This window comes from Verrucomicrobiia bacterium (assembly GCA_035495615.1).
Classification (GTDB): Bacteria; Omnitrophota; Omnitrophia; order Omnitrophales; family Aquincolibacteriaceae; genus DATJFP01.
The window spans coordinates 31,569-43,835 of record DATJFP010000034.1 but is presented as its reverse complement, the minus strand read 5'-3'; the positions used below and the strand labels follow the sequence as shown (position 1 = coordinate 43,835).

The following is a 12,267-nucleotide window of genomic DNA, read 5'->3' as shown; positions in this document are numbered from 1 at the left end:
TCTTTGAGAAGCGCCGGCTTTTTGTTAAAATTGGCCCGGGCTTTCGGTGCTTCTTACCGCCATCTTACCCGCCTCAAACCTGATTTAAGCGTCGGATTCGGCAGCTACGTTTCATTTCCCGGGATGCTGCTCAGCGCCTGGAAGAAAATCCCGACGGTGATCCACGAGCAGAACGCAGTTCCGGGAAAAGCCACCCAGTGGCTGGCTGGCCATGCGGACGGCGCTGCGGTAAGCTTTCCTGAGACGCTCGAAAATGCGAAACTCCGGCGCCGTGAAGTGACGGGACTGCCTTTAAGAAGCCGTTTCTATCAATCTTTATCATCGCCGCGGACCGCTCCCGCCAACGGACGCGTGAAGCTCCTCATCGTGGGCGGATCGCAGGGCGCGAGCTTCTTGAATCGCACGATTTTAGACGCTTTTTCGCTGCTGAATTCTGAAGAAAAAAACAAAATAGCCGTTACTCATATCACCGGTGAAAAAGATTTGGTTTCGGTGACCGAAACGTACCGAAAACAGGGCCTCGAAGCCAAAGTTTTTCCCTTCTTTGAAAAAATGGAGAGCCTTTACCCCGAGGCGGATCTGGCGCTGACGCGGGCCGGCGCGAACACCTTGTTCGAGCTGGCCATGTTCCGCGTTCCCGCCGTGGTGATCCCGTACCCCCATGCGGGCGGCCATCAGGCCGACAACGCGCGCTACTTTGAAAAACGCGGCGCGGTGCGTGTCGAGCTCGAATCGAGCCTGACGCCCGAATCGCTCGCCGCGGTTTTGCGGGAGCTTGTCGCGGACGAGGACGGAAGGCGCCGGATGTCGGAGGCCATGGGAAAGCTTGCTTGTCCCGAGGCCCCGGAAAAAACAACCCATTTTGCATTAGATGTATTTATTCATAAAAGGAGAGCCGAGTGAGCGTCATCAGTACTAACCTCATCGGGAATGCCAAACGCATCTACTTGATCGGGATCGGCGGGGTCGGCATGAGCGGCCTTGCCCGCATCTTGAAACGCCAGGGCTACGAAGTTGCGGGCTTTGATTCCAAGGAAAGCGCCACGACTCATTCCCTCCGCGAGCACGGCATCCAGGTCTGGACCGACAAATCGAAAAGCTCTATCGCGGATGCGGACCTTGTCATCTATTCCAGCGCCATTTCCGCCAGCGATCCCGAGATGATCACGGCCAAACGCCTGGGCATCAAGGTCCATCACCGCGCGGAAATCCTGGCCACGCTCCTTAATTTCGCGCCGACCTCGGTCGGCATTGCCGGGACTCACGGCAAGACCACCACGACTTCCATGACGTCTTTCGTGCTTTCCGAACTCGGCCAGAAGCCCACGTGCCTCGTGGGCGGGGACGTGCTCAACTGGGGAACGAACGCGATTCTCGGCCGCGACGACCTCTGGGTCGCGGAGATCGACGAGAGCGACCGCAGCCATGAATTTTACGCGCTCAGCTATGCCGTGCTCACGAACCTGGAGCAGGACCACATCGAAAATTACAAAGACCTCGCGGACCTCAAGGGTTCGTTCGAGCGCTTTGCCGGCAACGTCAAGAATCCCGGTCTGATCGTATACTCGGCCGAAGACGCGCTCCTGGCCGAGATCGTCAAGAACAGTGGCAAGCCTTCGGTGAGCGTCGGCTTTTCGCCGTCTTTTGATTTTTCCGCGGACAGTATCATCATGAACAACTTTGGGTCGGAGTTCGACCTGCTGGAAGCCGGGTTTTTCGTGGCCCGCGTGAAGCTGGGCATCCCGGGACGGCACAACATCGCGAACGCACTTTGCACGCTGGCCCTTTTGAGCCAGATGGGCTATGATCTTGAAGAGATTTGCCGCGCCCTCAGCGGTTTCCGAGGGGCCAAGCGCAGGCTGGAATCCAAAGGCGAATACCACCAGGTCATGGTGATCGACGATTACGCGCATCATCCCACGGAAGTCCGGGCGTCGATCCGGGCGCTCCGCGCGATGGGGAAAAAAGTCACGATCGTGTTTCAGCCGCACCGGTACACGCGCACCGCGTATTTCTTCAAGGATTTCGCGCTTGCGCTGGCGGAAGCGGACCAGGTCATCTTGACCGACATTTACTCGGCAGGGGAACAGAACCCGGGAAATGTCCACGCGCGCCTGATCCAGGAACAACTTCTCGGATTGGGCCATCCCGAGGCGCAGATCGTTCCGCGCGAGCGGATCATTGCCCATCTCCAGACCCTGGCCAATCTCCAGGGCGTGGTTGCGTTTGTTGGCGCGGGAAATATCGGAGAGGTTGCGGATGAATTTGCGTGCCGGCTCAAAAATTTCGCTACGGCGTAACGTCCTTCTTTCCCAGTACACCACCATGCAGGTCGGCGGCCCGGCAGAGCTTTTTGCCGAGCCGGCCAACGAGCAGGAACTCGCCGCGGTTTTAGAATACGCCCGCCAGGAAAAAGTCCCCTTCATGGTTCTCGGTAAAGGCTCGAACATGGTCTTTCCCGACACGGGTTATCCAGGCCTGGTCATCACGCTCCTTCAATTCCAGAAAGAGCGCATGGTCTTCGATCTCGAAAAATCCACGGTCAAGGCCTCGGGCGGCGTTTTTCTCTACCGCTTCGTGCTGGCCTGCCGCGACAAGGGTCTCGGCGGCATGGAATTCCTGGCCAACATTCCCGGGACGATCGGCGGCGCGGTCATCATGAATGCGGGCTTCAGCCGCCATGCCGGGCAAAAGAATGAGATCGGCGACCTCATCGAAGAAGTGACGCTCATGACTTACGAAGGCGAGAAGAAAGTCTTCGCCAAGGGGGACGTGAAGTTCACGTACCGCCATTCGAGCCTGCCGGAAGGCATCGTGACCGACGCCCGGCTGCGGCTCTGGCACCGCCCCAAAGAAACCATCGACCAGGAAATCCGCGCCTGCTTCCAATACCGCAATACGAAGCAGGACATGCGCTACCCGAGCTCGGGCTCCATCTTCAAGAACCCTCCGGCTCCCGCTCCTGCGGCCGGCGCTCTCATTCAGGAACTAGGCCTCAAAGGCACGCGCATCGGCGGCATCATGGTTTCGGAAAAACACGGTAATTATTTTGTCAACGTCGGACAGGGGAAATGCTCCGAACTTGTCCAGCTCATCGCACTTGTCCAAGAAAAGGTCTTTCATGCCAAAGGCATCTGGCTCGAACCCGAGGTCCGCATCATTGCCAAGCCCTAAGGTGGGCGTGTTTCTCGGGGGAAATTCCCCCGAACGGAAGATTTCCCTTCGTTCGGGCCGCGCGGTCTGCCAGGCTCTCGTCAACGCGGGTTTCCGCGTCAAAAGGCTGGATCCGGGCCGCACGGACAGGAAAAAGATCCTCGCGACTCCCATGGACGTCGCTTTCATCGCCTTGCACGGCGAGGGCGGGGAAGATGGCACCCTTCAAACCTGGATGGATCGCCACGGGCTTTCCTATACCGGCTCCGATCCTCTCGGCTGCCGGCTTTCCTACGATAAAATTCTCTCCAAAAGGATTTTTCAGAAAAAAGGCATTCCCACGCCGGACTACTGCGTGGTAACGGACCGTGACTGGAAAACCAAGCTCGGAAGTTTCCCAACGCCCTTTTTCCTCAAGCCGCCGCGGGATGGATCCAGCATCGGGATCCTCAAAGTCGAAGATTTTTCTAAAGAAATCCCCAAAATAGCGAAAGCCGTACGCAAGTATAAGCAGCTTCTTGCCGAAAAAAGGATTCAAGGACGCGAATTTACGGTCGGCATCTTCGGCGGCAAGGCGCTCCCCGTCATCGAATTGCGCCCCAAGAGCGATTTTTACGATTACAAGTCCAAATACACCAAGGGCATGACCGAATACCTGGTGCCGGCGCCGATCCCGGCGAAACTCGCGAAAAAGCTGCAGCGCGTGGGGCTCGCGGTGCACCGCGCCCTCCAATTGCGGGACTTTTCGAGGATCGACATCATGGTGGACAAAAACGGCAAACCTTACGTGCTCGAGGCCAATGCCATTCCCGGATTCACGGCCTTGAGCCTTTTGCCCAAAGCCGCGCGCCAGGCGGGCATCTCCTTTGAAGAACTCTGCTCGAGACTCGTGCGCTGGGCGTACGAGCGGGCTCAAAAGCGCGGGCCGCGCAACGGAAAGAAAAAGTCATGAAAAGAAAACGGAAAACGACACGCAAAAAAAACATGTTCTCGGGAGTCGCCGTGGTCTTCAAGGCCGCGGCCGGATTTCTGGCAAAGGCGCTTCCCACGATCCTGGTGATGGCGCTTTTTACGGGGCTCTTCTTCGGCGTGCGGCAGGCGCTTTACGCGGATGCGCATCTGTCCATCCGGGAAATCGAAGTCAGTCCCGTGACCGCGCTTTCGCCGGAACGCCGGCAGGACCTGGAATCCCGGCTCATGGGCAAGAACATCCTCAAGGTGGACTTGAAGCAGGTCGCGCGCGACCTGGAAAAAAATCCCATGATCCAGAGCGCCCAGGTGGGGCGGCGACTTCCCTGGGGCCTGAAAATTGGCATCCAGAGCCGCACGCAGCTGGCCTTCATCCGTTTTTCGCCGTCGGGCAAGTACGGACTCATCTCGAGCGACGGCATGATCCTCGACGTGGCTGACGAAAAGAACGCGTCGCTGCCGCTCATCGAAGCCTACGGGCTCGACATCAAGCAGCCGCGCATCGGCCTGCAGGTCAAAAGCAAAGGTTATATCGAAGCCGCGAATTTTCTCGCTGCCTTTTGGGACCACCCGGTCTCGAAGCGCGAAACTCTCACGCGGCTCAGCCTCGACGCGCAGGGCAATGTCACGATCACACTCGGGCCCGGCCCGGACATCCGCCTCGGCCGTCATCCGGCGACGCGCCTGGTAACGCTTGAAAAGATGATGTACCTGCTTGAAGGTGACGAACGCCAGAATATCGAGTATATTGACCTGCAATTCGACAACGTGATCGTAAAAAGGAAAAAATAAACTATGGAAATCAAGGGCATCGGAAACGTCGAAATCGTTTTTTACGTGGGAACGCACAAGGTTTCTGCTTTCGCGGGCCAGATCCTGAAAGACGGCCCCCGCATCCTTTCGTACCAGGAGATTTTTCAGCCGGAAGGTTTCGAAAACGGTTTTGTCGTGAACATGGAAGCGGCCGTCAGTACGCTGGACATCTTCGTCAACCAGCTCCTGCCGCAGCGGGGCAACCGGGAAGTCACAGCCTACGTGGTCCTGGGTAATTCCAAGCTCCACGGGCACCATTTCGCCAGCTCCCAGTATTATGAAACGCCGCGCTCCATCACCACGCACGAGGTGAAATCCATCGTTGAGCAGACGCGCAGCGTGGCCACGCTGCCGCTGACAGAATTCGTGCTGCAGGTGTTTCCCGAAAGCTTCCTAGTCAACGACATGGCCGACATCCACAACCCGCTCGGACTCGAGGCGAACCGTCTGGGCGTCGGGCTGAAGATTTTCACCATGGATTTCCAGGAGTTCAAGAACGTGTCGCGCGCCTTCGAGACCGCGGACATTACGGTGAAGGGGTTTTTTCCGCGCATGCTCACGGTTTCCGAGGCCGTACTGACGGAACAGGAAAAAGAGGAAGGTGTCGTGCTCATCGACATCGCGGATACGATGACGGAGTTGGTGCTTTGGAAGAACGGCCGCCTCACGCGCACGAAAAACGTCGAGAAGGCCGGCCGCACGCTCACCGACAAGATCGCGCGCGAATGGGAAATCGAGCTTCACGACGCGCAGAAACTCAAGGAAAGGTTTGCCACGCTGGAACCGGAGGCGGATTTCGGCGACGAACTGATCCCGCTCGTCCAACGCAACGGCAAGACCAACCAGCAGATCCGCCGCCAGGATTTCCAGGACAAGTTCACGGCCGCGTCACAGGAATGGCTCGGCGCGATTTTTGCAGAAGTGGACGCGCTGGCGCAGGAAGAAAAGATGATGTACCCGCATTACGTGTTCACGGGCGGCGGCACGGCCTTCAACGGCTTCATGGAGTTCGTGACCCACAAATTCCAGCGGGAAGCGCGCATGGGCGTCAGCCGCAAGCTGGAGGCCGCGAACGAGGTGCTGGTCGATCCGTCGCTCACACCGGCTCTCGGCATGTACCGCTGGCTTTCGGCCCAGCAGGTGAATTACGAAAAGCTCACGGCCCCGAAGAATGTTTTGGAAAAGACGCTGGCCTCGGCCAAAGGCTGGTTTTACTCCTACTTCTAAAGGGAACGGACAAGTCAAAAGAGTCGGGGACAGGTCTTCGGACCTGTCCCTTTTTTTTAGGCCCGCAGTTGTTTCTCCGCGTCCACGATGTCCCGGTTGATCATGCCGCAGGCCTTGCGCGTGGCCTGCTTCAACCCCTCGGATGCATGCGGCGCATGCTCCAATTCCCGCAGCAGCTGGATCACCATCCTGAAATTCCGGATCAGTTCTCCTTCGTCCACGGTCGTCAGGCGGAAAAGAGGGTCGAACTCCGACCCCTGAGCCCAGGCCTCGATGGCCCGCGCCACATGGAAATGCGGCGGGCGGGTATACGGAAAGACCCGGAATTTGAATTCCTTGCGGTAGATGAGCTTGGAATAATGCGCGGCCGTGTGCTCCAGCTTGACGATGGCCGGGGCATGGCGAGGTGCGTGGTCGTCCTTGCGCGGCTCGAACACCATGGCTGAGAGCAGCAGGCACAGTTGGATTGGACTCATGCCCTCCAGCACGCCGTCGGCGTGCATCTCGGAAAGCAGGAGTTCGTATCCGAACAGCGATGCCGCGAATTCTCCCTTGGGCGTCAGGCCGGAATCATCCCAATGGCCCAAGTCCTTGAGAAGCGACATTTTTCTTTCCAAAAGATAAAGCGCCTCGTTCCGCCTCTTTTTGGACGACTGGAAGTGGTGAAGCGAGCGGGGGTAAATTTCGAAGAGCTCTCGGCCGCGTTCCCGGTACAGGTTGAGGAGCGTGGCATAAGCCGCGTTGAACTGGCTCAGGATGGGCTCAGGCGTGCCGTAGATGACGCGCATGACCTCGTGGTACGTAATGTCGTTGGGGTGGATGCGCATGAAGACAAAGCCTTCGTCGTCCATGCCGCGGCGTCCGGCCCGGCCGGCCATCTGGTAAAAATCCCGTGTCGTGAGGTTGCGGAAGCCGTTGCCGTAGAACTTCTGCAGCTCGTCGAAAACGACGGTGCGCGCGGGCATGTTGATGCCAAGCGCGAACGTCTCAGTCGTGAAGATCAGCTTGAGGATCCGGCTCGTGAAAAGCTGCTCAACCACTTCTTTCAGGCTGGGCAGCATGCCCGCGTGATGAAAACCGATCCCGCGCTCCAGGAGAGGGCGCATGTCCTGGGCTGATTTTTCCTCGGTCAGCTGGAACCGTTCGAGCAGCGTGTCGTAGAGGCGCAGGATCTTGTCTTTTTCCGCGGGCGTCAGGAAATCGAATTCCATGGCTTCGGAGGCCAGGAATTCGGCCCGCTTGCGGCCGAAGACAAAATAAATGCAGGGCATCAGATTTTGGCTCTTGAGCCCGGCCAGAAGCGGCTCGAGGCGGTTAGGTTTGGCGCGAAGGAAAGGGCCGCGTGGGTGATAATGGCCGCGATGCCGGCCCCGGCCCCCGCCTCCATGCCCGCGCCAGTCATGGCGGTTCAGATAGCCTTCGCGCAGGAGCGCGTGTTTGTCCCGGAAAATCTTGCCCTGGCATTGAAAGCTGAAGCCGAGCGGCACCACGCGCCGGTCTTCTTTGATGACGGTGATGGGCGCGGCATGGACCTGCTGGATCCAGGCCGCGAGCTCGTCGATATTCGGCACGGTGGCGCTTAGCGCGAGCATCCGGATGTGCGGCGGCGTGAATAGAATGGCCTCTTCCCAGACCGTGCCGCGCTCGGGGTCATTCAGGTAATGGATTTCGTCGAAGATGACCCAGCCCGTCGCCGCGATGCGCCGGGAATTTTCGAAAAGGGAATTGCGGTAGATTTCGGTGGTCATGATGACGATGGGCGCGTCGGGATTGAGCGATACGTCGCCGGTCACGATGCCCACGCCGTCGCCATAGAGTTCCTTGAAGTCGCGATATTTCTGGTTGCTGAGCGCCTTGATCGGGGCCGTGTAGATGACGCCCACGCCCTGGGAGCGGGCCCGTTCAAGCACGCCTTCGGCGATCACGGTCTTGCCTGAGCCGGTGGGTGCGGAAACCAGGACGGAACAGTCTTTTTCGATCGCATCAAGGGCCTGTTCCTGGAAGGAATCGAGCCGGAAGGGGAAGCGCTCGCGCCAAGTCATGATGCCAAGCCGGGTTGGAAATTCATGGGAGTCATCATAACCCGCCTGACGACGGCCTGGAAGTGTTTTTTGTTTCGGGTTAAAATCATGCGCGTTATGAAAAAGAGCCGATCAAAATCGTTTTCGTCTTCCTGCCCGCCGGTGCTGACCATCGCGGGTTCCGATCCTTCGGGCGGCGCGGGCATTCAGGCGGACCTGAAAACCTTTCATCAGTTCGGCGCCTATGGCATGGCGGCCGTCAGCCTTCTCACGATCCAGAATACGCTGGGCGTACGCAAAGTCCACGTGCTTTCTCCCCAGAAAGTAAAGGAGCAGGTGCAGGCCGTGCTGGACGACATCACGCCGCTTGCGGCCAAGACGGGCGCCCTAGGCTCTTCGGCTGTGATCGCGGCCGTGGGCCAGATGGCTGCGCGGTTTTTATTTCCGCTGGTGGTGGATCCCGTGATGGTCAGCAAGAACGGCACCTGGCTTATGGACCCGCCGGCCTGCCGCACATTTATCAAACACCTTTTGCCTCATGCCTACCTGGTCACGCCCAACGTGCCCGAAGCGGTTCGGATTTCGGGCATGGCGTGCAAAGGTTCCGGATCCTTTCGTGACATGGCCCGGAAAATCAGCGGCTATGGCCCGCGGGCCGTGCTGATCAAGGGCGGGCATCTCAAAGGGGAGGCCGTGGATTACCTCTACTGGCAGGGGGAAGATCATTATTTCCGGGCCCCGCGCATCAAAAGCGCCCATTCCCACGGCACAGGCTGTACTTATTCCGCCGCCATTGCCGCGCTGCTGGCCCGCGGCCGGGCCCTGGACAAGGCCGTCAAGGAAGCCAAGGCCTATGTGACCCGGGCCCTGAGCTCTTCCCCCCATATCGGGCACGGCAATGGTCCGATAAATCACTTTGCAAAAACGGGACTTTAGGGCAGACTTTTAGGGGCTCAAGGCGAGGCCTGTTTTTTCCGATGCTTCGATGACCCCCCGGGAGGGCTATGTCTAAGAAAATACTGATGGTCGACGACGAAATGGATTACACCAGCATCACCAAGATCTTTCTCGAGGATGCCGGCAATTATGAAGTCCAAGTCGTCAATCGCGGCAAAGAAGGCTATCCCGCGGCCAAAAAGTTCATGCCGGACATCATCCTTCTGGACATCTCGATGCCGGACATTTCGGGGTATGACGTCGCCCGTCAGATTTCCGAGGATCCCCAGTTGAAGGACATCCCCATCCTGTTTTTCTCGGGCGTTTACCAGGAGACTCTGGACAGCGCGGCCAAGCTGAACGGCCGGCCGATCCTGACCAAGCCCACCAGCGGCGAAAACCTGATCGCCTTTATCGAAAATTACCTGCCGAAGTAGTTCTCAGGAAGGCTCAAGAGGAGAGGTGAGGAGTTACTGCTTTTGAGCGAAGCTGCCGGATTCTACCGCCAAATCGCCGGATTGCCACCGGTTCTCGCTGCGGAAATTCAGAGAGCCGTCTTCGCTTGCCTGCGCGGCGGTCCGGGACTGGGATGAAGCCTGAGCCTCTTTCCAGGCTTTCACGGGCCCGCGGGCGCTGCCTTGGGAAGACCAGGGCGCCTGCGTGAACGCTCTGGGAATGAAACACAGGCTCAGCGCGGTGAGCGCCAAAATTGCGAATCCTATTTTTGCGTGCTTGAAAACCCGGTTTTTTTTCATAGACTCAAGGGGGAGCCGGGAAAAGGATCCCTGTTCCAAAATAAATCCTAACACCCGGAATCGGGAATACAAGGTCCCCTCAATCATCGGTTCCGGTTTTGAAATACTAAAATGAAAAAACGAGTCATGACGCGTCAAGATAGCCCGGTTTTGATTCCTCATTCGCCCCTCTACACGGATCTCTACCAGTTCACCATGGCCCAGGGCTACTTCTTCACCCGCCGCCATCTCCAGCCCGCGGTCTTTGACCTCCACTTCCGCAACAATCCTTTCGAGGGAGGCTTCGTGATCGCCTCGGGGATCGAAGAGGCTGCGGATTATTTTTCGGATTTCCGGTTCCATCCCGGGGATTTGGAATACCTCCGGGCGCAGGGATTTAAAAAAGAGTTCCTGAGCTATCTGAAAGGGATGCGCCTTCGCCTGGATGTGGAGGCGGTGCGGGAAGGCGAGGTGGTCTTTCCGCATGAACCGCTCATGCGCGTGCATGGACCGCTGCTCGAAAGCCAGCTCGCGGAAACCGTGCTCATCAACCTCGTTCATTTTTCTTCGCTGGTTGCGACCAAGGCTTCGCGCATCGTGCGCGCGGCGCGGGGCAGGACCGTCATCGACTTCGGGCTGCGGCGCGCGCAGGGGCCGGCTGGATTCCAGGCTTCCCGCGCGGCCTACGTCGGCGGCGTGCACGCGACGTCTAATGTCCTGGCGGCCAAGACTTACGGCCTGCCTGTCTCCGGCACGCAGGCGCACAGCTGGATCCAGGCTGTCGGCGACGAAAAACAATCGTTCCTTGATTTCGGCCGGCTGTACCGCGATCAGGCTGTCGTTTTGATCGACACTTACAACACGCTGAAAAGCGGCCTGCCGCATTTGTTGGAGGCGTTGGAAGTGCTGCGGCGCGAAGGCATCGAGATCAAGGGCGTGAGGATCGACAGCGGAGACCTGGCCTATCTCAGCAAGCGCGTGCGCGCGCAGCTGGACAACGCGGGTTTCCCCAAAGTTCAAATCTTTGCGTCAGGGCAGCTCGACGAGTATATTATCGAAAGTCTTTTGAATCAGGACGCCAAGATCGACGGGTTCGGTGTGGGCACGAAGCTCGCGACGTCTTATGATGAACCGGCGCTGGACATGGTTTACAAGCTGGCCCGGATCCGGGACAAACCCGAAATCAAGATTTCCGACAGCTTGACGAAGATGAATGAACCCGGCTTGAAGCAGGTCCGGCGGTTTTATTCGGAGGAAGGCAGTTTTCTTCTCGACGCGATTCTGCTCGAGGGGGAAAAGGAAGTTCCTCAGATCCTGCATCCTTTTTACCAGCTGGCGAACACGCCCGTAAGAGGACTGCGGCATGAGCGGCTCCTGCAGCCTTTGATCCGCAAAGGCAAACGGGTCAGGCCCAAGCCGGCCGCTGCCGAGGCCCGCCGTTATGCGCAGGAGCGGCTGGCGCTTTTGCCGGAAGAACACAAACGGTTTTATTACCCGCATATCTACCGCGTCGGTGTCAGCCAGAAGCTGTTTCAGTTGAAGGAACGTTTGATCGCCGGACGCTTAGGAGTCCGGGAAAAAAAAGCAATTTCCAGAAAGGAAAGGAATCTATGAAGAAATTAAGAAATGCGCTCGTTCTGGTCCTGGCCGTCGCGGCTCTCGCGGGAGGATGCGCCAAGGACGATCTTGAATCGCTCACGCTGACCAATGCGAAGCAGGATCGGGCCAAGAAGCTGGAAGAGCAGGCCGCGGCCAAGGCGGCCAAAGAGACCGCTCCGGCTGCCGCGACGTCTCCGTCCGTCCAACCGTCCTCGCCGGTTTGATCAGGTTGACCCTGCGTGGGTCTTTTCGATGAGGATGTAAGATTCCCACAGGACTTCCCAGTCCAGAATGACGCGGACCGTCAAGTGTGTGGGCTTTTCGATGACAAAATTGGCGGGAAAGCGGTGCTTGTGCCAGCGGAAGAGGACGCTGTTGGTGATGGGCTCGATGTCCATGTGGGCGCTTCGGGCCTTGGCGCCGTACTCGGTTTCGTATTCGATGACTTCCTTGTGGAACTTCTGGTCCTTGCGCCAACACGTGACGGCGTAGAGCTTTTCGAAATGATAGGGGAAGGCGGGAACGTAGAGGTTCCCGAGAATGTTTTCCGCTAAATAACTGTCCTGCCGGGCTGTCGTAAATTCCTTACAGATGAAAAACTGTAAGAGCCGAATTTTGTCTTTGTCCATTCCAGTAAGCCGCTAAATATTTTTAGTATTCTCTAGCAGCATCCTCCAAGCCCCGTCAAAGCCCCGCGCGTTTATGTCTGGCATCCAAAATGCTCTGGTAATTCGGCGGAAATCGCGTATCATCTTAACTTTTTACCGGCGGACTTGCAAGAAAGGGATCAAATGTTCACGACAAGACAAAAGTGG

At 57.9% G+C, this 12,267-nt stretch carries 13 protein-coding genes; 10 read left to right on the top strand and 3 right to left on the bottom strand.

Annotated elements, in window-relative coordinates:
- From VL688_04220 to VL688_04195, 6 genes are all read left to right on the top strand, one after another.
- Nucleotides 1-903, top strand: a 903-nt coding sequence (locus tag VL688_04220) for a UDP-N-acetylglucosamine--N-acetylmuramyl-(pentapeptide) pyrophosphoryl-undecaprenol N-acetylglucosamine transferase (protein ID HTL47252.1), incomplete at its 5' end; no start/stop codon positions are given.
- Complete coding sequence (murC, locus tag VL688_04215; protein HTL47251.1) at nt 900-2,300, top strand: UDP-N-acetylmuramate--L-alanine ligase; 1,401 nt, start codon at nt 900-902, stop codon at nt 2,298-2,300. The genes VL688_04220 and murC, both read left to right, overlap by 4 nt.
- Entirely contained in the window at nt 2,260-3,174 is a 915-nt protein-coding gene (gene murB / locus VL688_04210) for a UDP-N-acetylmuramate dehydrogenase (protein HTL47250.1), read from the top strand. The genes murC and murB overlap by 41 nt, the downstream gene beginning before the upstream one ends.
- A gap of 7 nt (nt 3,175-3,181) precedes the next feature.
- Nucleotides 3,182-4,105 (top strand): D-alanine--D-alanine ligase, encoded by a 924-nt coding sequence (locus VL688_04205; GenBank protein HTL47249.1) that lies wholly within the window; start codon nt 3,182-3,184, stop codon nt 4,103-4,105.
- Complete coding sequence (locus VL688_04200; GenBank protein HTL47248.1) at nt 4,102-4,914, top strand: FtsQ-type POTRA domain-containing protein; 813 nt, start codon at nt 4,102-4,104, stop codon at nt 4,912-4,914. Before VL688_04205 ends, VL688_04200 begins: the two co-directional genes overlap by 4 nt.
- 3 nt (nt 4,915-4,917) lie before the next feature.
- On the top strand, nt 4,918-6,162 hold the full coding sequence (locus VL688_04195; GenBank protein HTL47247.1) for a cell division FtsA domain-containing protein: 1,245 nt from the start codon (nt 4,918-4,920) through the stop codon (nt 6,160-6,162).
- A gap of 56 nt (nt 6,163-6,218) precedes the next feature.
- Here the strand turns inward: VL688_04195 and VL688_04190 are convergent, their stop codons facing one another.
- Nucleotides 6,219-8,204 (bottom strand): DEAD/DEAH box helicase, encoded by a 1,986-nt coding sequence (locus tag VL688_04190; GenBank protein HTL47246.1) that lies wholly within the window; start codon nt 8,202-8,204, stop codon nt 6,219-6,221.
- 87 nt (nt 8,205-8,291) lie between these two features.
- Between VL688_04190 and thiD the strand changes: the two genes are divergently transcribed.
- Nucleotides 8,292-9,119 carry a bifunctional hydroxymethylpyrimidine kinase/phosphomethylpyrimidine kinase gene (gene thiD / locus VL688_04185; GenBank protein ID HTL47245.1) on the top strand — a complete coding sequence of 276 codons (828 nt, stop codon included), beginning with the start codon at nt 8,292-8,294 and terminating at the stop codon, nt 9,117-9,119.
- Between the two features lie 68 nt (nt 9,120-9,187).
- Complete coding sequence (locus tag VL688_04180; GenBank protein HTL47244.1) at nt 9,188-9,556, top strand: response regulator; 369 nt, start codon at nt 9,188-9,190, stop codon at nt 9,554-9,556.
- Between the two features lie 33 nt (nt 9,557-9,589).
- Here VL688_04180 and VL688_04175 read toward each other — a convergent pair whose 3' ends face one another.
- Nucleotides 9,590-9,874 (bottom strand): hypothetical protein, encoded by a 285-nt coding sequence (locus VL688_04175; protein ID HTL47243.1) that lies wholly within the window; start codon nt 9,872-9,874, stop codon nt 9,590-9,592.
- Nucleotides 9,875-10,000: 126 nt separating this feature from the next.
- On the opposite strand from VL688_04175, the gene VL688_04170 reads away from it, so the two are divergent.
- Both VL688_04170 and VL688_04165 read left to right on the top strand, forming a co-directional pair.
- Nucleotides 10,001-11,467, top strand: a complete 1,467-nt coding sequence (locus VL688_04170; protein HTL47242.1) for a nicotinate phosphoribosyltransferase — start codon at nt 10,001-10,003, stop codon at nt 11,465-11,467.
- Entirely contained in the window at nt 11,464-11,676 is a 213-nt protein-coding gene (locus VL688_04165) for a hypothetical protein (GenBank protein HTL47241.1), read from the top strand. Before VL688_04170 ends, VL688_04165 begins: the two co-directional genes overlap by 4 nt.
- On the opposite strand, the gene VL688_04160 is transcribed toward VL688_04165, so the two are convergent.
- Complete coding sequence (locus VL688_04160) at nt 11,677-12,081, bottom strand: hypothetical protein (GenBank protein HTL47240.1); 405 nt, start codon at nt 12,079-12,081, stop codon at nt 11,677-11,679.
- Nucleotides 12,082-12,267 lie beyond the last annotated feature (186 nt).

Coding starts and splice junctions, on each gene's coding strand:
- murB (HTL47250.1), top strand. CDS start 2,260: ATGAATTTGCGTGCCGGCTCAAAAATTTCGCTACGGCGTAACGTCCTT.
- VL688_04200 (HTL47248.1), top strand. CDS start 4,102: ATGAAAAGAAAACGGAAAACGACACGCAAAAAAAACATGTTCTCGGGA.
- VL688_04195 (HTL47247.1), top strand. CDS start 4,918: ATGGAAATCAAGGGCATCGGAAACGTCGAAATCGTTTTTTACGTGGGA.
- VL688_04190 (HTL47246.1), bottom strand. CDS start 8,204: ATGACTTGGCGCGAGCGCTTCCCCTTCCGGCTCGATTCCTTCCAGGAA.
- thiD (HTL47245.1), top strand. CDS start 8,292: ATGCGCGTTATGAAAAAGAGCCGATCAAAATCGTTTTCGTCTTCCTGC.
- VL688_04180 (HTL47244.1), top strand. CDS start 9,188: ATGTCTAAGAAAATACTGATGGTCGACGACGAAATGGATTACACCAGC.
- VL688_04175 (HTL47243.1), bottom strand. CDS start 9,874: ATGAAAAAAAACCGGGTTTTCAAGCACGCAAAAATAGGATTCGCAATT.
- VL688_04170 (HTL47242.1), top strand. CDS start 10,001: ATGACGCGTCAAGATAGCCCGGTTTTGATTCCTCATTCGCCCCTCTAC.
- VL688_04165 (HTL47241.1), top strand. CDS start 11,464: ATGAAGAAATTAAGAAATGCGCTCGTTCTGGTCCTGGCCGTCGCGGCT.
- VL688_04160 (HTL47240.1), bottom strand. CDS start 12,081: ATGGACAAAGACAAAATTCGGCTCTTACAGTTTTTCATCTGTAAGGAA.